Here is a 24,825-nt window from a genome sequence, read left to right as displayed (position 1 = left end):
ATCGCAGCCTGCGGCAGCTCCTACGGGGAGCGCGATCTTTTCGGGGTTCAAGGTTTGCCCGTCTCTTCCTCAAGCTGATCCGCCTCGAACAGCCGCGCCAGTTCGACTCGGGCTTCCTGGGCGGTCTGCATGACTTTCGCGGCATCGTCGTAGATCGCGTGCTGGGCTTCGAGCACTTGTTCGTCGTGATGCTTGAACGTTTCGATGCGGGCTTCCGCCTGGGTCTTGCTCAGGCCCAGACCGAGCAGGGTCCGGCGACTCATTTCCAGGCTTGAATAATAGGTTTCCCGGATCGCCTCGGCACCGAGGTCGACCAAGCGGTGCACGTGCTGACGGTTACGCGCGCGGGCGATGATTTTCATGTGCGGGTAGAGCTTGCGCACCAACTCGGCAGTCTTGATGTTGGTGTCCGGGTCATCGGTGGCAATCACAAAGAATTCCGCCTGCCCGACCTTGGCCGCGCTGAGGATTTCCGGGCGCATCGGGTCACCGTAGAACACCGGTACGCCGCCAAAACTGCGCGACAGTTCGATGGTTTCCACCGACGTGTCGAGGGCAACGAACTGGATTTTCTGCGCCCGCAGGATCCGCGCCACGATCTGTCCCATACGGCCCATGCCAGCGATCACTACGCGGGGTGCGTCGGTGTCGATTTCACGCAAGTGCGGCGGTACGGCGACGGGTTGTATTTTCGATTTCACCAGTCGACCGCACATCAGCAGCAACAACGGTGTCACGGCCATGGACAGGGTGATGGTCAACACCTGAAGGTCGTACATCCGTGGGTCGAACAGGCCTTGATCGCGGCCGATCTTGAACACCACGAACGCAAACTCGCCGCCTGCCGCCAGCACGATGCCCAGGCGCAGCGCACTCAGCCGACTCAGGCCTCCGGCCAGCCGACCGACGATAAACAGCAGTGGCAGCTTGAGCATGATCAACAGCAGGGTCAGGCCCAGCACGGTCGCCGGGGCGCTGAACAACAGGCTGATATTGGCACCCATGCCGACACTGATGAAAAACAGCCCCAGCAGCAGGCCCTTGAACGGTTCGATTTGCGCTTCCAGTTCATGGCGGTACTCCGAGTCCGCCAGCAGCAAACCGGCGAGGAATGCCCCCAGCGCCATCGACACGCCGACCAGGTCCATCAGCCACGCAGTGCCTATCACCACCAGCAGCGCAGTGGCGGTCGAGACTTCCGGCAGACCGGTTTTGGCGACGATACGAAACACCGGCCGCAACAGGTAACGGCCACCGATTACCACCACCGCGATGCTACCCAGCACACGCAGGACATGGTTCAAATCTTCAGCGGCGGTCGTGGTGTGATCACCGCCCGCGAGCAGCGGCACCATGGCGATCAGCGGGATCGCCGCGATGTCCTGAAACAGCAGAATGGCAAACGCCAGCCGCCCGTGAGGGCTGGTCAGTTCCTTGCGTTCGGCGAGGCTTTGCAAACCGAATGCAGTGGACGACAACGCCAGCCCCAGACCGAGCACGATCGCACTGTTGAGTGCCTGGCCGAACACGTAGAACGCCAGCACGCCGATCGCCGAACCGGTCAGCAGCACCTGCGCCAGACCGACGCCAAACACCGCTTTGCGCATCACCCACAGCCGTCGCGGCGACAGCTCAAGGCCAATGATGAACAGCAGCAAGACCACGCCGAGCTCGGAAATATGGCTGACGCTTTGCGGGTTGCCGATCAATCCCAGCACCGATGGCCCGATGATTACCCCGGCCAGCAAATAGCCCAACACCGCACCCAATTGCAGGCGTTTGGCCAAAGGCACGGTGAGCACCGCCGCGAACAGAAAGACTACAGCGGCTTGCAACAGGTTGCCTTCATGGGGCATGGCTTACTCCTGGGAATACGTAGAACGACACACATTGCGGACAATCATGGGTCACAAGGGCGGACAGGATAAAGGCTGGGCCGGTATCAGTCAGTCATGAGTGCCGGCTATCGCGGATTAGCGCGTTACAATTTGCATCAATTTGTTACATTCATAGGATAAGCTGATCAATTCGTTTGCCGGTGAGTGTGCGTCATGGCCATCAATTTCGACCTGAATGACTTGCAGGCATTTCGCGCGGTGGTCGAGCAAGGCAGCTTTCGCAAGGCCGCCGATACGGTGCGCATCTCCCAGCCGGCGTTGAGCCGACGGATTGAAAAACTCGAAGATGCGCTGGGCGTCAAACTGTTCGAACGCACCACTCGCCGCGTTAGCCTGACCCAGGCAGGGCGCGCGTTTGCGCCCAGTGTCGACCGTTTACTGGATGACCTGGATGTGGCGTTGCTGGGGATCAGCGACGTGGCGTCGACCCGTTTGGGTTACGTCACCGTGGCTTGCGTACCTTCGGCGGCCTATTACTTCATGCCGCAGGTGGTCGCCCAATACCATCAGCGATTTCCGCGAATCAAGGTCAAGGTCCTCGACTCCAGCGCCCATGACGTGTTGAGTGCGGTGGTCAATGGCGAGGCGGATTTCGGCTTGAGTTTCATGGGCACGCTGGAGGCCGAGGTCGAGTTCGAACCGCTGGTGCAAGAGCGTTATGTGGTCGCTTGCCGGCGCGATCACGCCTTGGCCAGTCGCGCAAGCGTGAGCTGGAGCGAGCTGTACCAGCAGGATTACATCTCCCTCGACAAAACCTCGGGCAATCGCTTTCTGCTGGATCAGGCGCTGAGCGGGATCGTGCCGGCGCGTCAAAGCATCTGCGAAACCCGACACGTCACCACGATGATCGGTCTGGTCGAAGCCGGGCTGGGTATTGCCGCGGTGCCGTTGATGGCGATGCCCGGCAGTGACCATCCGATTTTGACTCATGTACCGCTGACCGACCCGCAGGTTATGCGCAGCGTCGGCCTGCTCAAACGCCGGGGGCGGACGTTGACGCCGGCGGCGTTGGAGCTGGAGCGGTTGATCGTCGAAATGAAGGTCAGCCAACCGCCAGAACCGGTCTCAGCGTAGATCGGCTGAGGCCGGCGGCAGGCTTAGCGGCTGACCGAGTCGAGTCCGGTTGCCGTGACATCCGGCTGGGCGGTCGGGGAGGCAAGGTAGTCGAGCAATGCCTTGGCTTGCACCGGGTGTTGCGCGCCGACGGGGATGCCAGCGGCGAAACGCGTCACTGACTGCACGGATTCCGGAATCTTGCCGACGAAGGTCACGCCGGGCACCGGGAGCAATTCACTGACCTGCTGGAAGCCCAATTGGTACTCGCCAGTGGCAACCACAGAGCCCACCGGGATTTTCGGCACCATGGTCGATTTGGCTTTGAGCTGCGGCTCGATCCCCAGGCGCTTGAACATCTGGTCCTGGATGTACACGCCGCTGGCGCTGTCGGAGTAGGCTACGGACCGGGCGTTGAGCAAGGTCGCCTTCAGCCCCTCGACCGAGCCGATGTCCGGCTTCGCCGCACCCTCGCGCACCACCAGACCAATCCGCGAATCGGCCAGTTCAACCCGTGACCCGGGCAAGACCTTGCCTTGCTTGATCAGCTCATCCAGCGCATAGCCAACCATGATCACCACATCGGCGGGTTCGCCACGGGCCAGCCGATTAGGGATTGCTTCAGGCGCCTTGCCCATCGACGGGCCGAGTGCCGTGTCGAGGGTGTTGCCGGTGGCGGCGGCGAACTTCGGACCGAGCACTTTATAGGCGGCAGTGAAGCCACCGGAGGTCATCACGCGCAGCTCTTCAGCCTGGGCAACGCTGCTCAGGCCCATGACGCCGATCAGGGTCAACGCCATGAGGTTCAATCGTTTTTCCATAGTGTTTCTCTCCGCAAGGCATAAGTATCTACACATCTTTCTGTTCCGACTCCCGTAGCAGCTGTCGAGCCTGCGAGGCTGCGTTCGGCTGCGAAGCAGTCGTTGAATCAGCTGGCAGGTTCTTCCAGGTAAACCGTAGACTCAGGATTTGCGAGGACTTTGTCCTCGAACGCAGCCTCGCAGGCTCGACAGCTGCTACGGGAGCAGTTCGGCAGCGCATTTCAACGTTCTAGAGATGCCTATGCTCATCAAGGGGCAGGGGTGGCTTGCAAACGACCGGTCGAGCGCCGGTACAGGTAAAGCGTTGCGCACAACGCACACAGCGCGGCGAAACTCATCCAGTAACCGGGGGCGGCCTTATCGCCTGAGTATTGAATCAAGAAGGTCGAAATCGCCGGAGTGAAGCCGCCGAATACTGCTGTCGCCAGGCTGTAGGCCAGAGAGAAACCGGCCACGCGAACTTCCACCGGCATGATTTCAGTCAGTGCTGCAACCATTGCGCCGTTGTACAAACCGTAAATGAACGACAACCACAGCAGCACCAACAGCATGTTGATGAAACTCGGTGCCTGGACCAGGTACGACAACGCCGGGTAGGCCGTGGCCAACGTCAACAGAGTCATGGCCAGTAACACCGGACGCCGACCGATGCGGTCCGACAGTGCGCCGCCCAGTGGTAGCCAGCAGAAGTTCGACACGCCGACCAGCAAGGTCACCAGCAACGCATCGGCGGTGCTCAGGTGCAGCACGGTTTTGCCGAAGGTCGGTGCGTACACGGTGATCAGGTAAAACGCGGTGGTGGTCAGCGCCACCATCAGCATCCCGGCGATTACGATCTGCCAGTTCTGCAGCAGCGTGCCGAACACCTGACGCATACTTGGGCGGTGGCGACGGGCAGTGAACTCTGCGGTTTCTTCGAGATTGCGCCGCAGCAGGAAGATGAACGGCACGATCATGCAGCCGACGAAAAACGGAATGCGCCAGCCCCAGTCGGCAATCACTGTAGCCGGCATCCATTGATTCAGCGCATAGCCCAGCGCGGCGGCAATGACGATTGCCACTTGCTGACTGGCCGACTGCCAACTGGTGAAGAAACCCTTGCGGCCCGGTGTGGCGATTTCCGCCAGGTACACCGACACGCCACCCAGTTCCGCGCCTGCGGAAAACCCCTGAAGCAGGCGGCCGATCAACACCAGCGCCGGGGCAAACAGGCCGATGGTCTCGTAGCCGGGCACCAGCACAATCAGAATCGTGCCGCTGGCCATGATCGACAGGGTGACGATCAAACCTTTGCGACGGCCGACGTCATCGATGTACGCACCGAGAATCACCGCGCCCAACGGCCGCATCAAGAAGCCCGCGCCAAACACCGCGAAGGTCATCATCAGCGAGGCGAATTCGCTGCTGGCAGGGAAGAACGCCGCCGCAATATAGGTGGCGTAGAAACCGAAGAGGAAGAAGTCGAACTGTTCCAGGAAGTTGCCCGAGGTGACCCGGAAAATCGCACTGGCCTTGCTGCGAGCGGATGTCGCTGGCGGATGGGTTGTAGCCTGCATGTTTTGTCTCCCGCACTTTTTATGACATGCGCAACGTGGCGCATGGATCTTATTAGGGCGGGATACTGGAGCAGGTCGATCGATATGATAAGTGCATATTTAACATCTATTGATGCGTGCAGATTATCACTGGGGCGAAGCTCCCCAATGACTCACTGCACACGTTGCCGCGTGGTGTTTTATCCGGGTGCAGTCAGACAGCCGCCTGCATTGCGGAGTGGATATGCGACAGCGCTCGCGTCACATACTCGTCCTTTTCGCCCACCGGGGCGAAATAGTGCAGTACCTCGCGGGCGGCTTCGTGGCTCTTCAGGCGGGCGATCAGCCAGGCCGAGAGGTACTGAGCCGACAGACAGCCGCCGGCCGTGGCGATATTGCTGTCGCTGTAGAACGCCTGATTGATGATGTTGATTCCGGCGGCCACCACCCACGGTTTGCTGGTGGTATCGGTGCAGGCCGGTGCGTGGCCCAGCAATCCAAGCCTGGCCAACAGAAACGTGCCGGAGCATTGCGCCGCCAGCAGTTGGCGGGTCGGGTCCAGTCGTAGTTGGTCCATGATCGCCGGGTCGTTGGCCACCTCGCGGGTTCTCATCCCGCTGCCCACCAGTACCGCATCGGCCTGACAGGCTTGTGCAAGGTCGATGTGGGCGTCGATGGTCAATCCGTTCATGGACGTCACTCGCGGAGTTGGCGAGGCAATGCTCACGCGCCAGTCTTTATCTCCCAGCAAGGAAATCCGGCTCAACATGCCGAAGGCAATCAAGGAGTCCAGTTCGTTGAACCCTTCAAACGTCAGAATGGCGATGTGCATGGCAATCATCCGGCAGGGCCCGCTCAGGCAGGCGCGATTGTGTTGTCAGCAGACTACTCTGGCCTTTGGTGAAAGCGCAGGTACAGTCAAGCGCAGAATCATCGCTACAGTGAGGTGTGAGCGTTTCGAATGACTGGACGCAAGCGTGGTCCCAGAGCGGGTGCCACGAATTCACTGGAGGAATACCGATGCTGCATAAAGAAAACCTGGCTGCCATGGTGGTGTTTGCGAGTTTTGTCGTCGTTTGCCCGATGGTCCTGGCCGATGATCCCGTGCAAGCCAGCGTCCAGGCTTCGCCGATCAATGCACGTAACCTGCAAGTCGGCGATCATGCGCCGGAGATCTACAGACGCTATGAAAAAGCCCTGGTCAACTGGAAGAGTCACGGCTTGAAAACCCCGCCAAGCCAGAGCCAATGGGTGCAAGTCAACGACAAGTACATGCTGGTGCAGACCACCAACGGGCAGATTCTGGCGGTCATGCCGATCGAGCGTTGAGCCGCTGCCCGCACCAGCGTCTTCAACAGCATTGCCCTGCGAGGCGAAATCTGAGAAAACGCGGTCCGTGTTTAGGGTCATCGCTAATGAGAGAGCAGTAATGAACGAAGAATTGCAGGTCATCGACCTTGAAGTGGGCGATGGCAAAGTGGCCGTCAAAGGCGCCTTGATTACCACCCAGTACCGCGGCTTTCTGGAGGATGGCACACCGTTCGATTCTTCCTGGGAACGTGGTAAACCCTTTCAATGCGTGATCGGCACTGGCCGAGTGATCAAGGGCTGGGATCAGGGCTTGATGGGGATGAAGGTTGGCGGCAAGCGCAAATTGCTGGTGCCGGCGCACCTGGCCTATGGCGAGCGCTCGATGGGCGCCATCACGCCCAACTCCAACCTGATTTTCGAGATTGAATTGCTCGAAGTGCTGACGCGCGACGACTGACGCTTTTACGCCTCGAACCCCGGTAACTGGCCGATTCGCTCGCTGAGAAACTCTGTGAGCAACCGTGCGCGCAACGGTCGGTAGCGGCGCTCCGGATAGAGCAGGAACGCTTCGTTGGCCGGGCCGCTCCACTGCGGCAGCACGCGTACCAGTTGGCCGCTTTCCAGCAGATCGCTGACCAGCCAGGCCGGTGTGATGCACAGCCCAGCGCCGAGCAGAAGGCCGTCGCGGATCGCCAAAGAGCTGTTGGCTCGATAGCGTCCCTGAGCGATGACCGTTGCACGTTCACCGTCGGGGCCGCTCAATTCCAGTTGATCGCCGGTGGTCAGCCAGGCGAAGCGCAGGAAGTTGTGTTGGCCCAGATCCGTCGGGTGCGTCAATGGCGGATGCTTGCGCAGGTACGCAGGCGCTGCCACCAGCATCCGTGGCGAGGTTGCGACGCGGCGGGCGATGACGTTCGGCGGTAGTGCACCTCCCAGACGCAGGGCCAGGTCGACGTTTTCTTCGGTCAGGTCGACAAATCGATCATTGAGGATCAACTCGACCTCGATCTCCGGGTACTGCGCCATGAATTCCAGCAGCAAGGCATTCAGGCGCAACACGCCGAGGCTGACCGGTGCGTTGATGCGCAGCAATCCTTGGGGGCGTTCAGTCAGACCTCTGACGTCGGCGAGCGCTTCGTCGTATTCCTCAAGAATCCGTTTCGTGCGTTCGTAGAAACGCTTGCCCGGCTCGGTCGGCGTCAATCCGCTGCTACCACGGGTCAACAGGCGCGCACCCAATTGCTTTTCCAGAGCGGCGATCAGCTTGCTGACGCTGGGTTGAGTGGTTTCCAGCTCACGGGCGGCAGCGGACAGACTACCGAGCTCGAGTGCACGGACAAAGCACTGCATGGCTTTCAGATCATTCATGGCATTCAATTCTGGAATGGGCTGTATTCGAATTAACCTTCTACCACGTCTTTTTTGAATGGAACACGCTGACCTCCTCGAAACGCTTCCTCAAGGAGATTCAGCATGAAAAACCTTCACAGTGCATTGCCAGTGATTCTGTCGTTGAGCGCCTTGTTCGCCATGGCGCCGGTCAACGCCCAGGAGCATTGGGTCAGCACCTGGACCGCCAGCCCTCAACCGATCTGGGGCCATGAACTGCCACTGCCCACACTCATTCCCGAAACCCTCACCGACAGCACCGTGCATCAGCAGTTGCGGATCAGCAGCGCGGGGGATCGGATGCGCGTGGTGATTTCCAACGAGTATGGTCAGCAGCCACTGCTGATCGGCGCTGCACGGCTGAAGCGGGTTGAGGAGAGCAATGCCGGGCAGCCGCTGACCTTCAATGGCCAGACGCAATTGCGCATCGCCCCCGGCGAAAAACGCACCAGCGACCCGATTGACCTCCATGTCCCGGCCCTCGCGGAACTGCTGGTCTCGCTGTACTTGCCGCAACGCACGCCGCTGAGCACCTTCCATTGGGACGGCAAGCAAACAGCCGTTATCAGCCCGGGTAACCAGACCCAGGCCATACAGCTAAAGGGCAACAGTGAGGTCGAAGCGCGGCTGTTCCTCAGTGAAGTACTGGTCGACGCGGCGCCTGAAACCCGTGGCGTGGTGGTGCTGGGGGATTCGCTCACCGACGGTCGTGGTTCTACGCTGAACGGCAACCGGCGCTGGACCGACTTTCTCGCACAACGCTTGAGCACCCAGCCTGTCGCCGTGCTCAACGCCGGGATCTCCGGCGCGCGGCTACTCGACGACGGCATGGGCGAGAGTGCGGCCAAGCGCTTCGAGCGCGACGTGTTGCGCCAGCCCGGCGTCAGCAGTGTGGTGTTGATGCTGGGAATCAACGACATCAGCTGGCCGGGCAGCACCTTCGCTCCGAATACGCCGATACCGACACTGGAGACGCTGATCGCCGGTTATCAGCGCCTGATCGCCCAGGCGCGGCAGCATAAAGTGCGGATCATCGGCACGACCCTGATGCCGTTTGAGGATGCACTCCAGGGCACCCTGATCGAGCACTACTACAGCGCCGAGAAAGACCAGTTGTGTCAGGCACTCAACCGGTGGATTCGCAGCAGCGGGGCGTTCGATGCCGTGATTGACTTCGACCGCATCATGCGCGACCCACAACATCCGACTCGTTTTCTGCCGAAGTACGATTCGGGCGATCACCTGCATCCGGGGGATTTCGGAAATCAGGCGATGGCTGAGGCGGTTGATCTCGAGGTCTTGTTTTAGAATTTTTTGCGAACTCCGTTTGTAAGAGACGGGAGTACGGCGAGGCACCTCAGTGCGCAAATGCTTCAGGGTATTTGTCCAGATAGGCATCATCGAGCTGCGTATCCTGGGAACGCATGAAAGTTTTGAAATCGGGTACCAGAAAAACCAGCAGAGATAACAGCAGCACCATGATGCCCAGCAGCGTGATTGTCAGTGCGACCCCCAGATAAGCGATCAGGGTGTTCATCGCGAAACTGCCCAAGGGGCTGGCCGCCGCAGACAGAAATGAAACCGTGGCAAAAATCCGGTTGCGATGGAGCTTGGGCGTTGCCAGCAACCTCACAGCGGAGGTGGGGATGTTGATCAACATCAGGCCGACGCCGCCGCAGAAAAAGGCCGCGGGCACGATGAACGACGATGAAACGGTGCCGACCACCACCAGGTTGCACCCCAGTAATGCAAAACCTGCGGACACACACATGTCACGGGGGACCCGGTCGGATAACCAGCCGATGATCTTGTAACTGCCCGCCAGAATGCCCAGTCCGAAGCACGAATCCAGAAGACCGATGTAAGTGACCGGGTACTGGATGACGTCCTTTACGTACAGTGGGATCAGGATGGTGAAGAACGGAAACAGGGCAAAGTTGATCAGCATCGCAATGATGGCCAGGTAAAATTCGACTTTCACTCCGTAAACCACTTTGAAGCCGGAATAGATCATGCTGAAGCCACTGGCACCCGGGGCTTTTTCGCCTCGGCCAGTGGCACCGATGTGGCTCGGGATGGTCGCGATCAACGCCCCGGCGATGAGAATCGCAAAAAAATCAGCGGCAAAGGCGAACGTGATACCGAACCCGTAAATCAACCCGCTGGCCAGTACCGGCCCAAGCAGAATGGAAAAGGACGACATCACGCTTTTGGTCCGAAAGGCCAGGGAGACTTTATCGTCGTCCGCAAACAAAGGAATGATCGACGCCTGGAGAGGGTCGCGTACGCCGACGATCGCACTGCTGATCATCATCAGCGCGCCCACCGTCCAGGGGTTGAACGACCCCGTGGCGGACAGCACCACCATCAACAGCGCTGTCAGCAGGCTGATCCATGAGGCCAGCTTGATGATCAGAATTTTGTTGTACTTATCCCCCAACCATCCCAGCAGAGGTTTGGCTAACACTTCCGCCGCGATGGAACAGGCAATCATGTTGGCGAAATAGAGCGCAGAGCCTGTTTCCTGCAAGGTCCACCAGGCCACCGCCAGTTGATTGCACCGTCCCCCCAGAACCATCAGCAAAAAACTGAATTGCACTTTCAACAGACGCCGGTCGATGCCGGGAAAGCCCCACGTAATGCCCGAAAAATTTGCACTCATTGACATTCCTTTGATCCGGATAGGGCGACTGCGCAAGCAGGGGCGTCCAAGAGTACAGGTCGACGCGGCGAGGCGGTTGATCCGAGCGCCTTGTTCTAGCGCTGTTGAGGGGCTTGTCCCATAACCATTGGGTGAATGCAGGGTTGCCAATGTTGAGGTGATCGGCGACTATCCTTTTTTGCAGATAGGTATAGGGGGTATTGGTATGTCGCACATTCACGAACACAAAGACGATCTGCTCAAGCGGGTTCGTCGTATCGCCGGCCAGGTTCAAGCCGTCGAGCGCGCATTGGAGTCGGAAGCTGACTGCGCCAAAACCCTGCATTTGGTCGCGGCGATTCGTGGCGCGGTCAACGGCCTGATGGATCAGTTCATCGAGGCCCACGCCCGTGAGCACGTGGCCAGCCCCGAGCTCAGCGATCAAGAGCGTGCCGAGGGCCTGGAAGAGTTGCTGCAAGCCATTCGTCGTTATTCAAATTGAAGGTCATGCAACCCATGAACAGTTCACCTCAGGTTTCGCGTTTTTCCCACGATCATATGTTTCTGGGAGCGACCCACGATGACAATGCCAGACGCACACTGTGGGTCGTTGCGCTGACGTTCGTCATGATGATTGGCGAGATTGCCGCCGGTTACATCACCGGTTCCATGGCGCTGTTGGCGGATGGGTTTCATATGGCCACCCACGTCGGTGCGCTCGGCATTACCGCGATCGCTTACGGGTTTGCCAGACGAAATGCCGGTAATGCGCGCTACAGTTTTGGTACGGGCAAAGTAGGAGATCTGGCGGGTTTCGCCTCGGCCATGGTGTTGGGGCTGGTCTCGATCGTCATTGCCGCAGAGTCCATCATGCGGTTGTTTCAACCGACCACCGTGGCCTTCACCGAAGCGACACTGATCGCGGTGGTGGGCCTGGCCGTGAACATCGTCAGCGCGCTTTTACTGGCCGGCAACTCTGCGCATCATGACCACGGTCACGGTCACGGTCACGGTCACGGTCATGAGCATCATCACGACAACAATCTGCGTTCGGCCTATGTCCATGTGCTGGCCGATGCGATGACCTCCGTGCTGGCAATCGCTGCGTTGTTGGCCGGTCGCTATCTGGGTTGGGTCTGGCTGGACCCGGTGATGGGTATTGTCGGTGCAATCGTGATCGCCAATTGGGCTTATGGCTTGATGCGAGACAGCGCGGCGGTGCTGCTGGATACGACCGATGAACACGTCGCCGCCGAGGTGCGTGAACTGCTTGAGTCGACAGGCGATGTCAGCATCACCGACCTGCATGTCTGGCGCGTAGGCCCACAGGCCCGTGCAGCGATTGTCAGCGTTGTGACCTCGGCAGCCCTCACGGCCGATGCCATCCGCGAACGGCTGGCCCCGGTCCATGAACTGTCACACCTGACGGTTGAATATCGCAACGCTTGAGGACACCGCTACAGGTATTTACCTGGCACCACGTCAGGTAAATAGCTCGATATCTTCGAGGGTGTCCGAGATGACAGGTTCAAGAGAGGGGAATCTCGCCTTCGCACGTTCAAAGGCTGCGAGTACCTTCTCTACCTCCAACTGACCGTGTCGGCGTGCCACATGGCCAAGGGCTGTGATGGCTGCTGATGCAACGTTTTCACTCCCACTGTTCAGATAGTGCAGGCAAGTGTTCTGAGCCCACACCCCATCTGGCTCGTTAAGACCGATGGAAATCAGTGCGGCGATGACATCCGTTTCCTTTCCTTCAGCAAGAAGAGTGCTCGCTTTGTCATGGTACATCGATGGATCTTGATAGAGCAGGCTCACTTTTTAACTCCCTGAATGTTGCCTTTGTTGTCGACCGTTCCAGCTTTGATCAGAGCATGTCTTCATATGCCTGCTGTCGAGCCTCACGCTCTGCAAGCTCGGTTGGTGTCATGTATCTAGAGGTGCGGTGATGACCGTCGCCCAATGGAGGGTTCCAGACTTTTGGTATTTCCTTGCTATAAGCCATGCGTGTCCTTGTTTCGCCTGTTAAATGCGACAAGACGCTATCTTAAGTCTGAGTGTCGTGGCTGTAGGACGGGGCTGAAACGTCTGCTCATTTAGGCGCAGCGCCAATGCTGGACGGCTTTTTCGTCGTGCCAGAGTGAGCCTGGCACACCGTTGTGCGCCAGGCTCACTAGCGGCTGGCCGAGGCCATGAGCAGGCCGAATCCGGTGAAGGTCACGCCTGAGATTTTCGCGGCCAGCCAGGCACCCTTCGGACTCGACAACCAGCCTTTGGCGGCATTGGCGAGCAAGGCATAGCTGCTATGGACCACGATCACCACCACGCCGTAGGAGCTGACCAGTTTGAAGAATTGGGCGTAGAAGTGCGCCGAGGGGTCGATGAACTGTGGAAATACCGCCAGAAAGAAGAACACTGCCTTGGGGTTCAAAAACTGGATTGAAGCTGCTTCTATGAAGCGATATCCAGGGCTGGTGGGGCGTGTTTCAAGTAGCGTACTGAAACGATCCGAATGCCAGCTTTTGTAGCCCAGGTACAACAAGTAGGCGGCCCCGGCGTATTTCAGCGCGATAAAGGCGTTTGCGGACGTGGCTAGAATCAGGCCAACGCTGGTGGCGCTGATGGCGGCGACGACAAACGCCCCTGATGCGATCCCCAGAATCCCTGGCAGTGCGCCCGTCCAACCATAGCGCAGCGCGTTGGTCAGCGTCAGCAGCACACCTGGCCCGGGGCTGAGAATGGTCAAGGTGGCAAACAGTAAAAATAATCCGTAGCTATTCATCTTTCACTCCAACAGGTGGCACTGGCTGCGTGCCCGCAGATTGGCCTGACGAGGAGAGTGTGACAAACGCTTTAATTGCGCCGCATATGTGACTAAATTAGACGCATGATTAATCAACTCCCCCCCTTGAATGCTGTTCGCGCTTTCGCGGCCGCCGCTCGTCATCAGAGCTTCAGCCTCGCGGCCGAGGAGCTACATGTCAGCCACAGTGCTGTTAGCCGTCATATCAAATTGCTTGAGGAGCACCTGGGCGTGCTGCTGTTCGAGCGGCGTATCCGGCAATCGGTGCTGACTCCGGCAGGACAGAGTTTCTTTGAGCAGGTCAGCGCCGGGCTGTCACAGATTGCCAACGCCGCAGCGGCGCTCAAACAACAGGCTTCACTGCGCACAGTGAAGATCAATGTCCGCCCGACGTTTGCCCAGCGTTGGCTGACGCCCAGGCTGGCGGATTTCATTGCGCTGCATCCAGACATAAAACCTGTGGTGGTCACTTCCACTCTGGCGCCCGATCACGCACGAGACGGGTTCGACATTGTCATCCGACGTGGCCGCGACGGCTGGGCGCCCGACATTCACGCTCAGGTACTGTTTGAAGACGAACTGCTGCTGGTCGCGGCGCCATCGCTGATCGAGCGCCTACCGCTCGACGACTTGAACGCCCTCAGCCGACATACCTTGCTGACCGCCAAGACGCGTCGCGAGGACTGGCACAACTGGGCCCTGCTGTTTGGCGAAACGCAGTCAGCGACTCAGACGACGCTGCAGTTCGATCATATGCATCCGGTGCTTGAGGCCGCCGTGGAGGGACAGGGCATTGCCTTGTGTCCGGCCTCCTTGCTAGGCAGTGACGTGTCGAGCGGCCGTCTGATCTGCCCGTTGCCCGAACTGCGGATGCCGTTGCCGCGTTATTACTACGGTATTGCGCCGGATGTGACGGCGCAGACTCAGGTGTTTCTGGAGTGGTTGTTTGCCTGGATCGAAGTAGATGCCGGTCAGGTAGGGCGATTGATCGCAGGGTGATTTTAAGATCAAAAGATCGCAGCCTTCGGCAGCTCCTACGGCGCGAGGTATACATGTAGGAGCTGCCGAAGGCTGCGATCTTGATGCTTTCACTGGCGCTGAAAATCAAAAGCCCACCCACCGCGTTAGCGATGGGTGGGCTTTTTAGTGCCGCAAGCGCTGGATCAGACTTTGACGATCCAGCCCTCTGGCGCTTCGATGTCGCCGGTCTGCACACCGGTCAGCTCTTTGTAGAGCTTCTGGGTGATCGGGCCGACTTCGGTTTCGCTGTGGAACACGTGCAGTTTGCCGTTGTACTCGATGCCGCCGATCGGCGTGATTACCGCAGCAGTACCGCAGGCGCCGGCTTCCTTGAAGTCGCCGATCTTGTCGATGAACACGTCGCCTTCAATGACTTCCATACCCAAACGCGATTTTGCCAGCTCGATCAACGATAGGCGGGTGATGCCTGGCAACACCGAAGGGGATTTCGGCGTAACGAAGGTGTTGTCGTGGGTGATACCGAAGAAGTTGGCCGAGCCGACTTCTTCGATCTTCGTATGGGTCATCGGGTCCAGGTAGATGCAGTCGGCGAAGTGCGCCTTCTTGGCCTCGGAGCCGGGCATCAGGCTGGCAGCGTAGTTGCCACCGACCTTGGCTGCGCCGGTGCCTTGTGGCGCGGCGCGGTCGTAGCTGGAGATCAGGAAATTGTGCGGGGTCAGGCCACCCTTGAAGTAGGCGCCGACCGGGATGCAGAAGATCGAGAAGAGGAACTCGGGAGCGGTACGCACGCCGATGTTGTCACCCACGCCAATCACGAACGGACGCAGGTACAGCGCGCCGCCAGTGCCGTACGGCGGAATGAAACGCTCGTTGGCACGAACCACGGCCTTGCAGGCTTCGATGAAATCTTCGGTTGCCACTGGTGGCATCAGCAGGCGAGCGCAACTGCGCTGCATGCGCAGGGCGTTCTGGTCGGGGCGGAACAGGTTGATCGAGCCGTCCTTGCAACGATAGGCCTTCATACCTTCGAAGCATTGCTGGCCGTAGTGCAGGGCGGTCGAGCCTTCGCTGATGTGCAGCACATTGTCGGAGGTCAAGGTGCCTTTGTCCCAGGAACCGTTGCGCCAGTACGACAGATAACGCTTGTCTGTCTTGATGTAGTCAAAACCCAGCTTGTCCCAATTGATGCTTTCGTTACCCATGACACCCTCTATCACTTAACAATCGCCTGAACGGTTCAAGGCTTCTGACGTTTTTCTGGATGGGGACAACAATACTTCATTCCGGACCGAAATCGCAGCCCGGAATGCGATATCCCCGTAGCAGCTGTCGAGCACCGCGAGGCTGCGTTCGACGGCAAAGCCGTCGCAAAATCTGCAACCGTGTTATTGCAGGCTGACCGCGTCAGCCGGATTACGACGGCTGCGCCGCCGAACGCAGCCTCGCGCTGCTCGGCAGCTGCTACGGGGTTTGCGGCAGCTTTTTACAGGTGCAACGCGTGCCCCAATGCGCGCAACGCCGCTTCCTGCACCGCTTCACCCAACGTCGGATGGGCGTGGATAGTGCCGGCGATATCTTCCAGGCGTGCGCCCATTTCCAGGGACTGGCCGAATGCCGTCGACAACTCGGACACGCCGACACCGACCGCTTGCCAACCGACAATCAGATGATTGTCACGCTGTGCGACCACCCGTACGAAACCGCTTTTCGACTCCAGGGTCATCGCCCGGCCATTGGCGGCGAACGGGAAGCTCGACACGATGCAATCCAGGCCCGCGGCCTTGGCTTCGTCCGGAGTCTTGCCGACCACCACCAGTTCCGGGTCGGTAAAGCACACGGCGGCGATGGCAGTCGGGTTGAACTCGCGGTGTTTGCCCGAGATCAGCTCGGCGACCATTTCACCCTGTGCCATGGCGCGGTGGGCGAGCATCGGCTCGCCGCTCAGGTCACCGATGGCCCAGACGTTACGCATGCTGGTCGCACAGCGGTTGTCGATCTTGATCGCCGAACCGTTCATGTCCAGGTTCAACGCTTCAAGGTTCCAGCCTTGGGTGTTGGGTTTGCGCCCGACGGCCACCAGCACCTGATCGGTAGCCAGGTTCAGAATTTCGCCATTCGGGTCGCGCACTTGTAATGAATTTGCTTGTGAATCAAAGCCTTCGACGCTGTGCTTCAAGTAAAGCTTCACGCCGAGTTGCTTGAGCGCTTCGTTGACCGGTTGGGTCAGTTCGGCGTCGTAGGCTGGCAGAATGCGATCCTGCGCTTCGACCACGCTGACCTCGGCGCCGAGCTTGCGGTAGGCAATGCCCAGCTCAAGCCCGATGTAGCCGCCACCCACCACGATCAGCCGTTTTGGCAGGCTTTTCGGCGCCAGGGCTTCGGTGGAAGAGATGATCGGCCCGCCAATCGGCAGCATCGGCAGGTTGACGCTTTTCGAGCCGGTGGCCAGCAGCAGGTGCTCGCACTGGATCCGGGTGTCGCCGACTTCGACGGTTTTGCCATCGATGACCTTGGCCCAGCCGTGAATGACCTGGACCTTGTGCTTTTTCAGCAGCGCGGCGACGCCGGTGGTCAGGCGATCAACGATGCCATCCTTCCACTCGACGCTTTTGCCGATGTCCAGGGTCGGCGCCGAGACGTTGATCCCGAGGGCCGAGTGCTGACTGTGGTGCTGAGTCTGATGGAACTGCTCGGCCACATGGATCAACGCTTTCGACGGAATGCAGCCGATGTTCAGGCAGGTGCCACCGAGCGCCTGGCCTTCGACCAGAATGGTGCTGATGCCCAACTGGCCGGCGCGAATCGCCGCCACATAACCGCCAGGGCCGCCACCGATGATCAGCAGCGTGGTGTTCAGAGTCTGTTGCATGCCTTGCTCCACAAATGCTTATTCCACGAACAGCGTGGCGGGTTGTTCGAGCAAGCCACGGATGGCCTGGATGAATTGCGCCGCGTCCATGCCATCGACCACCCGGTGATCGAAAGAGCTGGAGAGGTTCATCATCTTGCGAATCACGATCTGGCCTTTGATCACCATCGGCCGTTCGACGATCTTGTTGACGCCGACGATGGCCACTTCCGGCAGGTTCAGCACCGGGGTGCTGACGATGCCGCCCAAGGCGCCGAGGCTGGTCAGGGTGATGGTCGAGCCGGACAGTTCATCGCGGCTGGCCTTGCCATTGCGTGCAGCAGTGGCCAGACGGGAGATTTCCGCAGCGCTGTCCCACAGGCTGCGAGCTTCGGCGTGACGTACCACCGGCACCATCAAACCAATGTCGCTTTGGGTCGCGACGCCCACATGTACGGCGCCGAGGCGGGTGATGACCTGGGCTTCGTCGTCGTAACGGGCGTTGATCTGCGGGAAGTCGCGCAGGGCGACGACCATGGCGCGGACCAGGAATGGCAGCAAGGTCAGCTTGCCGCGAGTGGCGCCATGCTTTTCATTCAGATGCGCACGCAGTTCTTCCACCGCAGTGACGTCGATTTCTTCGACATAGCTGAAGTGTGCCGCACGCTGAGTCGCGTCCTGCATCCGCTGGGCGATCTTGCGACGCATGCCGATCACCGGGATCTGCTGTTCGTCGTTGCGTTCGGCATAAGCGGCCACAGCGGTCGATGCGTTCGACTGACCTTGTGCCAGATAGGCGTCGAGGTCTTCGTGAAGAATCCGCCCGGCAGGGCCGGTGCCGCGCACCAGGCGCAATTGAATGCCGGCATCCAGCGCGTGTTTGCGCACGGCCGGGGAGGCCAGTGGGCGTTCATCGGCGTCGCGAGCGACCAGCGGGCCTTGCGGCACGACAGGGCGAACCGGTGCGGCGGGTTTGCTTTCAACCACGGCTTCGACTTTCGCTGCGGCAACCGGCGCAGGCTTCGGTGCTTCTGCGACCGCCGCAGGCTGAGACGACTCTTTGACGTTGCCCGCGCCTTCTACTTCGATGCTGATCAAAATGCTGCCGACGGCCATGACTTCACCTGGCACACCGCCGAGGGAGATGACCTTGCCATGCACCGGGGACGGGATGTCGACCATCGCCTTGTCGGTCATCACATCGGCCAGTACCTGATCTTCGACGACCATGTCGCCGACCTTGACGTGCCACACCGACAGTTCAACTTCTGCAATGCCTTCGCCAATGTCCGGCATCTTGATAACGTGCGTGCCCATTCAGACCTCCATGACCCGTTTCAAAGCCGCGCCCACACGGGACGGACCTGGGAAATACGCCCATTCCTGCGCATGCGGGTAGGGAGTGTCCCAGCCGGTCACACGCTCGATCGGCGCTTCCAGGTGGTGGAAGCAATGTTCCTGAACCAGCGACACCAGTTCGGCGCCGAAACCGCAGGTGCGGGTGGCTTCGTGAACGATCACGCAGCGCCCGGTTTTCTTCACCGACTTGACGATGGTTTCCAGATCCAGCGGCCACAGGCTGCGCAGGTCGATGACTTCGGCGTCGATGCCGGTTTCCTCGGCGGCGACTTGCGAGACATACACCGTGGTGCCGTAAGTCAGGATGGTCACGTCCTTGCCCGGACGGGTAATGGCGGCGACGTCCAGCGGCACGGTGTAGTAACCGTCCGGCACTTGCGCGGCCGGGTGTTTCGACCACGGGGTTACCGGGCGATCGTGATGGCCGTCGAACGGGCCGTTGTACAGGCGTTTTGGCTCAAGGAAGATCACCGGGTCATCGTTCTCGATGGAGGCGATCAGCAGGCCTTTGGCGTCGTAAGGGTTGGACGGCATGACCGTGCGCAAACCGCAGACCTGGGTGAACATCGCCTCGATGCTCTGGCTGTGAGTCTGGCCACCGTAGATGCCGCCGCCGCAAGGCATGCGCAGGGTCATCGGGGCGGTGAACTCGCCGGCCGAGCGATAGCGCAGGCGTGCGGCTTCGGAAATGATCTGGTCCGACGCCGGGTAGACGTAATCGGCGAACTGGATCTCGGCCACTGGCCGCAAACCGTAAGCGCCCATGCCGACGGCGACGCCGACGATGCCGCTTTCGGAGATCGGCGCATCGAACACCCGAGAGGTGCCGTATTTGCTTTGCAGGCCTTCGGTGCAACGGAACACGCCGCCGAAGTAGCCGACGTCCTGGCCGAACACCACGACGTTGTCGTCACGCTCAAGCATCACATCCATGGCCGAGCGCAGGGCCTGGATCATGGTCATGGTGGTTGTGGTCATGGCGGTTTCCAACTGAATATTATTGTTGTGATCGTTCATGTCAGATCCCCAACTCTTGACGCTGGCGCTTCAAGTGCTCCGGCATCTCTTTATAGACGTCTTCGAACATCGTCGCGGCGCTCGGAATCTGGCCACCGGCGAGGGTGCCGTACTGCTCGGCTTCTTTTTGCGCGGCAATCACTTCGGCTTCGAGTTCGGCGCTGAGGGCCACGTGTTCCTCTTCGGACCACTGACCGATTTTCACCAGGTGCTGCTTGAGGCGCGCAATCGGGTCGCCCAACGGGAAGTGGCTCCAGTCGTCGGCGGGGCGGTACTTGGACGGGTCGTCGGACGTCGAGTGCGGGCCGGCTCGGTAGGTGACCCATTCGATCATGGTCGGGCCGAGGTTGCGGCGGGCGCGTTCGGCGGCCCAGGCAGAGGCCGCGTAGACCGCGATGAAATCGTTGCCATCGACTCGTAGGGAGGCGATGCCGCAGCCGACGCCACGACCGGCGAACGTGGTGGCTTCACCGCCAGCAATCGCCTGGAAGGTGGAGATTGCCCATTGGTTGTTGACCACGTTGAGGATCACCGGCGCACGGTATACGTGGGCGAAGGTCAGGGCAGTGTGGAAGTCCGATTCAGCGGTGGCGCCGTCGCCGATCCAGGCCGAGGCGATCTTGGTATCGCCCTTGATCGCCGAAGCCATGCCCCAGCCCACGCCTTGCACGAACTGGGTGGCGAGGTTGCCGGAAATGGTGAAGAAACCGTGATCGCGTACCGAGTACATGATCGGCAACTGACGGCCCTTGAGCGGATCGCGCTCGTTGGACAGCAGTTGGCAGATCAGGTCCACCAGCGGCACTTCGCGGGCCATCAGAATGCTTTGCTGACGGTAGGTGGGGAAGCACATGTCGTCGATGTTCAGGGCCAGGGCCTGGGCGCTGCCGATGGCTTCTTCGCCAAGGCTTTGCATGTAGAACGACATCTTTTTCTGACGTTGGGCGACCACCATGCGGTTGTCGAAAATCCGCGTCTTGAGCATGGCACGCATGCCTTTACGCAGAATCTCCGCCGGTACGCCTTCCGCCCAGGGACCCAGGGCATTGCCCTGATCGTCGAGTACGCGAATCAGGCCCTTGGCCAGATCAGCGGTGTCGGCAGGTTCTACGTCGATTGGGGGTTTGCGCACCGTGCCGGCATCGGTCAGATGCAGGTAGGAGAAGTCGGTTTTGCAGCCGGGACGGCCCGAAGGTTCGGGAACGTGCAGGCGCAGCGGTTCGTACGCTTGGTTCATGGCTTCTACGCTCGATCTTGTGAATTTCTTGTAGTGAGCTGACCGTCATTCTTCGATAAAAGAAATCTTGTCCTACAACAATCATAGGCCGGGCCAAGAAGAATATTTATCTCTGTTTCGTTGCGCTCAAGGTCATTTGAGGATAAAAAATCTGCATAAACATAAAAAGCAGGTGGTTTTGTCTCATGCGCAAACTTGACCGTACCGACATCGGCATTCTCAACAGCCTTCAGGAGAATGCCCGCATCACCAACGCCGACCTCGCTCGCTCGGTGAATCTGTCTCCAACACCGTGCTTCAATCGGGTCAAGGCCATGGAAGAATTGGGGCTGATTCGCGAGCAGGTCACGCTGCTGGATGCCGAGCTGCTGGGGCTGCACGTCAACGTGTTCATTCACGTCAGCCTGGAGAAACAGGTGGAGGAGGCGCTGGCGCAGTTCGAGGCGGCAATCGCCAACCGTCCGGAGGTGATGGAGTGCTACCTGATGGCCGGCGACCCGGATTATCTGATCCGCGTATTGGTGCCGACCATTCAGTCGCTGGAGCGTTTCATGATGGACTTTCTGACCAAAGTCCCGGGCGTCGCCAACATCCGCTCAAGCTTTGCGCTCAAGCAGGTACGCTACAAAACCGCATTGCCGTTGCCAGCCAATGGGCTGACCCTGGCCAACTAATCCCGATCTAGTTCAGTACGCGGATCGAATGGCCGGTTGCCCAGGCCTGGATATCCTCAATCATCTGTGAAAAGAACAACTGGTAGTTCTGTTCGCTGACATAGCCGATATGCGGGGTGGCCAGCACGTTGGGCAATGTCCGAAACGGATGGTCGGCGGCCAATGGTTCGTGCTCGAAGACATCCAGCGCTGCGCCCTTCAGACGGTTTTGCTCAAGGGCCCGGATCAATGCGGCTTCATCGACAATGGGGCCGCGGGCAGTATTGATCAGCACTGCGCCAGGCTTCATCCAGCCCAGTGCCTCTGCATCGACCAGGCCGCGGCTGCGCTCACTGAGCACCAGATGGATCGACAGCACATCGGCCTGCTCGAACAGTTCACGCTTGCTGACATAACTCACGCCGGCTTCAGCAGCGCGCTCGGCGGTGAGGTTTTCGCTCCAGGCGATAACGCGCATACCGAACACCTGGCCGAACTGGGCGATTCGTTTACCAATGCTGCCCAGGCCCAGAATACCCAGGGTCTTGCCGTGCAAGTCGCCGCCCAGGCCTTGCTGCCAGTGGCCGGCACGCAGGGCGTTGGCTTCTGCGAGCAGATTGCGGGTCAGGGCCATGATCAGCGTCCAGGTCAACTCAGGCGCCGCGTGTTTGTAGCTGTCGGTGCCGCAGACCTGAATCCCCAGCTCGGCAGCAGCCTTGAGGTCAATGGCCGCGTTGCGCATGCCACCGGTCACCAGCAACTTGAGTTCGGGCAAGCTGCGCAGAAGTGCTTCGTCGAACAGCGTGCGCTCGCGCATCACGCAAATCACCTCGAAGGGTCGCAGGCGTTCACTTAGAGTGGTGTGGTCGGCGGGATAGTCATGCAAAAAGCTGACTTCGCCGATACCCTCCAGCGACGCCCAATCCACCACATCACGGGCCACGCCCTGCCAGTCATCAATCACCGCAATCTGCACAGCCATGAGCATTGCCTCTTCTAAAGGGTTGGCGCGGTCTTGGTCAGCCAGCCAAGTAGCGCCTGATGAAATTGCGCGGGTTGTTCTATTTGTGGTGCGTGACCCAGGCCGGGGAATTCGATCAGCGTCGACTGTGGAATCAGTTGTGCGACCTGTTTGCCCAGGACCTTGTAGTCACCCAGTCTGGCCTTGACCGCCGGCGACGCAATGTCTTTGCCAATGGCTGTGGTGTCTTCGGTGCCGATCAACAGCAGGGTGGGCATTTTCAGGTCCTTGAATTCGTAATACACCGGCTGGGTGAAGATCATGTCGTAGATCAGTGCCGAGTTCCACGCGACCTGAGTGTGCCCCGGCCCTTTGTTCAGGCCGGCGAGCATGTCCACCCAGCGCTCGAATTCGGGCTTCCAGCGTCCGACGTAGTAAGTGCTTCGCTCATAGTTGCGAATGCCCTCGGCGGAGACCTTGAGTTCGCGTGCGTACCATTGATCCACCGTGAGATAAGGCACGCCGAGGGCTTTCCAGTCTTCGAGTCCGATGGGATTGACCAGCGCCAGTTGCTCGACTTGCTCGGGGTATTGCAGCGCATAACGGGTGGCGAGCATGCCGCCGGTGGAGTGGCCCAGCAGGCTGGCTTTTTGAATGCCGAGTTTGGTCAGCAATGCGTGGGTGTTGCTCGCCAGTTGCTGGAAGCTGTACTGATAATTGTCCGGTTTGCTGGAGGTGCAGAAACCGATCTGATCCGGGGCGATCACCCGATAACCTGCGTCGCTCAGGGCCTTGATCGAACTGTCCCAGGTTGCGCCGCAGAAATTCTTGCCGTGCATCAGCACCACGCTGCGGCCGTTGGCCTTGCCGCTGGCGGCGACGTCCATGTAACCCATTTGCAGAGTTTTACCCTGGGACTCGAAGGCAAAGTGCTTGACGGTGTAGGGATAGTCGAAGCCTTGAAGCTCCGGCCCATAGGCGGGGCCTTCGGCGTGGGCCAGGGCGGGCAGGGCAAGTGTCAGGAGCAGGCCGGACAACCAAAGAGGACGCGAGTTGGGCATAGGTGAACTCCATTACGAATCGGCCGATGCTGGAACACCGCGATTAGCGCGACATTAACAATTGACCGCAATAAAGGTTCAGAGCATCCAGCCCGATGTCGCCAGCGCCAGCACACCATAACGTGCACCTTTGGCGAAGGTCACCATCAGCAGAAAACGCCCCACTGGTTCGCGCATCACGCCGGCCACCAGGGTCAGCGGGTCGCCAATGATAGGCACCCAACTCAGCAGCAATGACCAGTGACCGTAGCGCTGATAGTGCACGCGGGCTCTTTCCAGATGATCAGGGCTGACCGGAAACCAGCGACGTTCCCTGAAGCGCTCGATGCCGCGCCCCAGCCACCAGTTCACCAGCGAACCCAGCACATTGCCGACCGTGGCGACGCCGAGCAGCAGCCACAGCCAATATTGGCCGTTGAGCAACAACCCCACCAGCACCGCCTCGGACTGCAACGGCAACAGCGTCGCGGCACCGAACGCCGCGAAGAACAGCCCGAGGTAACCTATAAACATTACTGGGCCGGGTAGTCGGCGATCACTTTGTCGGTGCCGTTTTTGGTCAGGCCCATGACCTGATAAGCGTCGGCCATGCCATCCGTTTCCATGCCTGGCGAGCCCATGGGCATGCCCGGAGCCGCTACGCCGAGCAGGTCGGATTTACTCAAGGCCAGTACCTGTTCAGCGGGGACATGGCCTTCGACAAATTTTCCGTTGATCACAGCGGTGTGGCATGAAGCCAGTCGCGGCGGGACGCCGAGGCGCTGCTTGACTTCGCTCATGTTGGTTTCGACGTGGTCATTGACCTTGAAGCCGTTGGCTTCCAGGTGCGCGATCCACTTTTTGCAGCAACCGCAATTGGCATCGCGGTGTACATCGATCGGAATCAGCTCGGCGGCCTGGGCCAGCGATGTGATGAGCAAGGCAGAAAGGGCCGTCAGACGCAGTGTGGTTTTCATCGGTTATCTCTCGTTGATCATTTCACGCAGCGCATTTTGATCATTTTTTCCGATGAAGAAGGACACTTATGTTTCAAAATTATACATGGACATCCCTTGAAGGCAGGTCTTGGTTGGCCATGGGTGAGTCTTCACCAGTGAACACCAAGCCTTCTTCCAGAAACTCGATACACACGCGGCTTTTCAAACGCTAACCTGACTTGATGTCTGGTAGCCTGGCATCAAGTCAGGGTATACGTCAGTCTGACGGAGTTCAGTAGCTGTACCCAGTGGATGGTCTACCGTGCGCAAGGCGCCCCGT

General features: G+C 59.5%; 25 protein-coding genes and 1 pseudogene. 8 read left to right on the top strand and 18 right to left on the bottom strand.

Going from position 1 to position 24,825, the window contains the following annotated elements; translation table 11 throughout:
- Window positions 1-47: 47 nt before the first annotated feature.
- Window positions 48-1,856, bottom strand: a complete 1,809-nt coding sequence (locus BK659_RS09505; RefSeq protein WP_123424798.1) for a monovalent cation:proton antiporter-2 (CPA2) family protein — start codon at window positions 1,854-1,856, stop codon at window positions 48-50.
- Between the two features lie 195 nt (window positions 1,857-2,051).
- On the opposite strand from BK659_RS09505, the gene BK659_RS09500 reads away from it, so the two are divergent.
- Window positions 2,052-2,972 (top strand): LysR family transcriptional regulator, encoded by a 921-nt coding sequence (locus BK659_RS09500; RefSeq protein WP_123424797.1) that lies wholly within the window; start codon window positions 2,052-2,054, stop codon window positions 2,970-2,972.
- A gap of 23 nt (window positions 2,973-2,995) precedes the next feature.
- On the opposite strand, the gene BK659_RS09495 is transcribed toward BK659_RS09500, so the two are convergent.
- The 3 genes from BK659_RS09495 to BK659_RS09485 form a co-directional block, all read right to left on the bottom strand.
- Window positions 2,996-3,772: a substrate-binding domain-containing protein gene (locus BK659_RS09495; RefSeq protein ID WP_404942521.1), complete on the bottom strand. Its 777-nt coding sequence runs from the start codon at window positions 3,770-3,772 to the stop codon at window positions 2,996-2,998.
- A gap of 248 nt (window positions 3,773-4,020) precedes the next feature.
- Window positions 4,021-5,328, bottom strand: coding sequence for an MFS transporter (gene tcuC, locus BK659_RS09490; RefSeq protein ID WP_123424796.1), 1,308 nt, complete (start codon window positions 5,326-5,328; stop codon window positions 4,021-4,023).
- A 193-nt stretch (window positions 5,329-5,521) separates the two neighbouring features.
- Window positions 5,522-6,139 carry a DJ-1/PfpI family protein gene (locus tag BK659_RS09485; RefSeq protein ID WP_123424795.1) on the bottom strand — a complete coding sequence of 206 codons (618 nt, stop codon included), beginning with the start codon at window positions 6,137-6,139 and terminating at the stop codon, window positions 5,522-5,524.
- Between the two features lie 188 nt (window positions 6,140-6,327).
- On the opposite strand from BK659_RS09485, the gene BK659_RS09480 reads away from it, so the two are divergent.
- Window positions 6,328-6,636, top strand: coding sequence for an RcnB family protein (locus BK659_RS09480; RefSeq protein WP_123424794.1), 309 nt, complete (start codon window positions 6,328-6,330; stop codon window positions 6,634-6,636).
- Between the two features lie 100 nt (window positions 6,637-6,736).
- A complete protein-coding gene (locus BK659_RS09475; RefSeq protein ID WP_123424793.1) occupies window positions 6,737-7,075 on the top strand; it encodes an FKBP-type peptidyl-prolyl cis-trans isomerase in 339 nt (112 codons plus the stop codon).
- Window positions 7,076-7,080: 5 nt separating this feature from the next.
- Here BK659_RS09475 and BK659_RS09470 read toward each other — a convergent pair whose 3' ends face one another.
- Window positions 7,081-7,986, bottom strand: coding sequence for a LysR family transcriptional regulator (locus BK659_RS09470; protein ID WP_123424792.1), 906 nt, complete (start codon window positions 7,984-7,986; stop codon window positions 7,081-7,083).
- Window positions 7,987-8,091: 105 nt separating this feature from the next.
- Between BK659_RS09470 and BK659_RS09465 the strand changes: the two genes are divergently transcribed.
- Window positions 8,092-9,315, top strand: a complete 1,224-nt coding sequence (locus tag BK659_RS09465) for an SGNH/GDSL hydrolase family protein (protein ID WP_123424791.1) — start codon at window positions 8,092-8,094, stop codon at window positions 9,313-9,315.
- Window positions 9,316-9,364: 49 nt separating this feature from the next.
- Here BK659_RS09465 and BK659_RS09460 read toward each other — a convergent pair whose 3' ends face one another.
- A complete protein-coding gene (locus BK659_RS09460; RefSeq protein WP_259740234.1) occupies window positions 9,365-10,819 on the bottom strand; it encodes an MFS transporter in 1,455 nt (484 codons plus the stop codon).
- A gap of 55 nt (window positions 10,820-10,874) precedes the next feature.
- Between BK659_RS09460 and BK659_RS09455 the strand changes: the two genes are divergently transcribed.
- Entirely contained in the window at window positions 10,875-11,150 is a 276-nt protein-coding gene (locus BK659_RS09455; RefSeq protein ID WP_054598351.1) for a metal/formaldehyde-sensitive transcriptional repressor, read from the top strand.
- Between the two features lie 14 nt (window positions 11,151-11,164).
- Window positions 11,165-12,097: a CDF family Co(II)/Ni(II) efflux transporter DmeF gene (gene dmeF, locus BK659_RS09450; RefSeq protein WP_123424913.1), complete on the top strand. Its 933-nt coding sequence runs from the start codon at window positions 11,165-11,167 to the stop codon at window positions 12,095-12,097.
- Between the two features lie 33 nt (window positions 12,098-12,130).
- Here the strand turns inward: dmeF and BK659_RS09445 are convergent, their stop codons facing one another.
- Both BK659_RS09445 and BK659_RS09435 read right to left on the bottom strand, forming a co-directional pair.
- Entirely contained in the window at window positions 12,131-12,466 is a 336-nt protein-coding gene (locus tag BK659_RS09445) for a hypothetical protein (RefSeq protein WP_259740233.1), read from the bottom strand.
- A 355-nt stretch (window positions 12,467-12,821) separates the two neighbouring features.
- Entirely contained in the window at window positions 12,822-13,430 is a 609-nt protein-coding gene (locus BK659_RS09435; protein ID WP_123424788.1) for a LysE family translocator, read from the bottom strand.
- A 105-nt stretch (window positions 13,431-13,535) separates the two neighbouring features.
- On the opposite strand from BK659_RS09435, the gene BK659_RS09430 reads away from it, so the two are divergent.
- Window positions 13,536-14,450, top strand: a complete 915-nt coding sequence (locus tag BK659_RS09430) for a LysR substrate-binding domain-containing protein (protein WP_123424787.1) — start codon at window positions 13,536-13,538, stop codon at window positions 14,448-14,450.
- Window positions 14,451-14,614: 164 nt separating this feature from the next.
- Here the strand turns inward: BK659_RS09430 and BK659_RS09425 are convergent, their stop codons facing one another.
- The 5 genes from BK659_RS09425 to BK659_RS09405 all read right to left on the bottom strand — a co-directional run bounded on the left by BK659_RS09425 (window position 14,615) and on the right by BK659_RS09405 (window position 20,893).
- Window positions 14,615-15,634 carry a branched-chain amino acid aminotransferase gene (locus BK659_RS09425; RefSeq protein ID WP_123424786.1) on the bottom strand — a complete coding sequence of 340 codons (1,020 nt, stop codon included), beginning with the start codon at window positions 15,632-15,634 and terminating at the stop codon, window positions 14,615-14,617.
- Window positions 15,635-15,915: 281 nt separating this feature from the next.
- Entirely contained in the window at window positions 15,916-17,301 is a 1,386-nt protein-coding gene (gene lpdA / locus BK659_RS09420; protein ID WP_123424785.1) for a dihydrolipoyl dehydrogenase, read from the bottom strand.
- 18 nt (window positions 17,302-17,319) lie between these two features.
- The gene (locus tag BK659_RS09415; RefSeq protein ID WP_123424784.1) at window positions 17,320-18,597 is read right to left on the bottom strand and encodes a dihydrolipoamide acetyltransferase family protein; all 1,278 of its coding nucleotides are present in this window, start codon (window positions 18,595-18,597) and stop codon (window positions 17,320-17,322) included.
- Window positions 18,598-19,656: an alpha-ketoacid dehydrogenase subunit beta gene (locus BK659_RS09410; protein ID WP_123424783.1), complete on the bottom strand. Its 1,059-nt coding sequence runs from the start codon at window positions 19,654-19,656 to the stop codon at window positions 18,598-18,600. It abuts the gene before it with no gap.
- Window position 19,657: 1 nt separating this feature from the next.
- Window positions 19,658-20,893: a 3-methyl-2-oxobutanoate dehydrogenase (2-methylpropanoyl-transferring) subunit alpha gene (locus tag BK659_RS09405; RefSeq protein WP_123424782.1), complete on the bottom strand. Its 1,236-nt coding sequence runs from the start codon at window positions 20,891-20,893 to the stop codon at window positions 19,658-19,660.
- Window positions 20,894-21,078: 185 nt separating this feature from the next.
- Here BK659_RS09405 and bkdR point away from each other — a divergent pair, with 185 nt between their 5' ends.
- Window positions 21,079-21,567, top strand: a complete 489-nt coding sequence (bkdR, locus tag BK659_RS09400; RefSeq protein ID WP_071555481.1) for a Bkd operon transcriptional regulator BkdR — start codon at window positions 21,079-21,081, stop codon at window positions 21,565-21,567.
- Window positions 21,568-21,574: 7 nt separating this feature from the next.
- Here the strand turns inward: bkdR and BK659_RS09395 are convergent, their stop codons facing one another.
- The 5 genes and pseudogenes from BK659_RS09395 to BK659_RS28265 all read right to left on the bottom strand — a co-directional run.
- Complete coding sequence (locus BK659_RS09395; protein WP_123424912.1) at window positions 21,575-22,528, bottom strand: D-2-hydroxyacid dehydrogenase family protein; 954 nt, start codon at window positions 22,526-22,528, stop codon at window positions 21,575-21,577.
- 14 nt (window positions 22,529-22,542) lie between these two features.
- Window positions 22,543-23,568: an alpha/beta fold hydrolase gene (locus BK659_RS09390; RefSeq protein ID WP_123424781.1), complete on the bottom strand. Its 1,026-nt coding sequence runs from the start codon at window positions 23,566-23,568 to the stop codon at window positions 22,543-22,545.
- Window positions 23,569-23,646: 78 nt separating this feature from the next.
- Complete coding sequence (locus tag BK659_RS09385) at window positions 23,647-24,081, bottom strand: YqaA family protein (protein WP_123424780.1); 435 nt, start codon at window positions 24,079-24,081, stop codon at window positions 23,647-23,649.
- A complete protein-coding gene (locus BK659_RS09380; RefSeq protein WP_123424779.1) occupies window positions 24,081-24,524 on the bottom strand; it encodes a DUF411 domain-containing protein in 444 nt (147 codons plus the stop codon). Before BK659_RS09380 ends, BK659_RS09385 begins: the two co-directional genes overlap by 1 nt.
- A gap of 112 nt (window positions 24,525-24,636) precedes the next feature.
- Window positions 24,637-24,708, bottom strand: a pseudogene (locus BK659_RS28265) (recombinase family protein); the annotation flags it as partial.
- Window positions 24,709-24,825: the final 117 nt, after the last annotated feature.

This window comes from Pseudomonas brassicacearum, assembly GCF_003732225.1.
GTDB classification, from domain to species: Bacteria; Pseudomonadota; Gammaproteobacteria; order Pseudomonadales; family Pseudomonadaceae; genus Aquipseudomonas; species Aquipseudomonas brassicacearum_E.
The sequence above is the reverse complement of the archived record's forward strand: the minus strand, read 5'-3'. Positions and strand labels throughout refer to the sequence as shown.

Coding starts and splice junctions, on each gene's coding strand:
- BK659_RS09505 (WP_123424798.1), bottom strand. CDS start 1,856: ATGCCCCATGAAGGCAACCTGTTGCAAGCCGCTGTAGTCTTTCTGTTC.
- BK659_RS09500 (WP_123424797.1), top strand. CDS start 2,052: ATGGCCATCAATTTCGACCTGAATGACTTGCAGGCATTTCGCGCGGTG.
- BK659_RS09495 (WP_404942521.1), bottom strand. CDS start 3,772: ATGGAAAAACGATTGAACCTCATGGCGTTGACCCTGATCGGCGTCATG.
- tcuC (WP_123424796.1), bottom strand. CDS start 5,328: ATGCAGGCTACAACCCATCCGCCAGCGACATCCGCTCGCAGCAAGGCC.
- BK659_RS09485 (WP_123424795.1), bottom strand. CDS start 6,139: ATGCACATCGCCATTCTGACGTTTGAAGGGTTCAACGAACTGGACTCC.
- BK659_RS09480 (WP_123424794.1), top strand. CDS start 6,328: ATGCTGCATAAAGAAAACCTGGCTGCCATGGTGGTGTTTGCGAGTTTT.
- BK659_RS09475 (WP_123424793.1), top strand. CDS start 6,737: ATGAACGAAGAATTGCAGGTCATCGACCTTGAAGTGGGCGATGGCAAA.
- BK659_RS09470 (WP_123424792.1), bottom strand. CDS start 7,986: ATGAATGATCTGAAAGCCATGCAGTGCTTTGTCCGTGCACTCGAGCTC.
- BK659_RS09465 (WP_123424791.1), top strand. CDS start 8,092: ATGAAAAACCTTCACAGTGCATTGCCAGTGATTCTGTCGTTGAGCGCC.
- BK659_RS09455 (WP_054598351.1), top strand. CDS start 10,875: ATGTCGCACATTCACGAACACAAAGACGATCTGCTCAAGCGGGTTCGT.
- dmeF (WP_123424913.1), top strand. CDS start 11,165: ATGAACAGTTCACCTCAGGTTTCGCGTTTTTCCCACGATCATATGTTT.
- BK659_RS09435 (WP_123424788.1), bottom strand. CDS start 13,430: ATGAATAGCTACGGATTATTTTTACTGTTTGCCACCTTGACCATTCTC.
- BK659_RS09430 (WP_123424787.1), top strand. CDS start 13,536: ATGATTAATCAACTCCCCCCCTTGAATGCTGTTCGCGCTTTCGCGGCC.
- BK659_RS09425 (WP_123424786.1), bottom strand. CDS start 15,634: ATGGGTAACGAAAGCATCAATTGGGACAAGCTGGGTTTTGACTACATC.
- lpdA (WP_123424785.1), bottom strand. CDS start 17,301: ATGCAACAGACTCTGAACACCACGCTGCTGATCATCGGTGGCGGCCCT.
- BK659_RS09415 (WP_123424784.1), bottom strand. CDS start 18,597: ATGGGCACGCACGTTATCAAGATGCCGGACATTGGCGAAGGCATTGCA.
- BK659_RS09410 (WP_123424783.1), bottom strand. CDS start 19,656: ATGAACGATCACAACAATAATATTCAGTTGGAAACCGCCATGACCACA.
- BK659_RS09405 (WP_123424782.1), bottom strand. CDS start 20,893: ATGAACCAAGCGTACGAACCGCTGCGCCTGCACGTTCCCGAACCTTCG.
- bkdR (WP_071555481.1), top strand. CDS start 21,079: ATGCGCAAACTTGACCGTACCGACATCGGCATTCTCAACAGCCTTCAG.
- BK659_RS09395 (WP_123424912.1), bottom strand. CDS start 22,528: ATGGCTGTGCAGATTGCGGTGATTGATGACTGGCAGGGCGTGGCCCGT.
- BK659_RS09390 (WP_123424781.1), bottom strand. CDS start 23,568: ATGCCCAACTCGCGTCCTCTTTGGTTGTCCGGCCTGCTCCTGACACTT.
- BK659_RS09385 (WP_123424780.1), bottom strand. CDS start 24,081: ATGTTTATAGGTTACCTCGGGCTGTTCTTCGCGGCGTTCGGTGCCGCG.
- BK659_RS09380 (WP_123424779.1), bottom strand. CDS start 24,524: ATGAAAACCACACTGCGTCTGACGGCCCTTTCTGCCTTGCTCATCACA.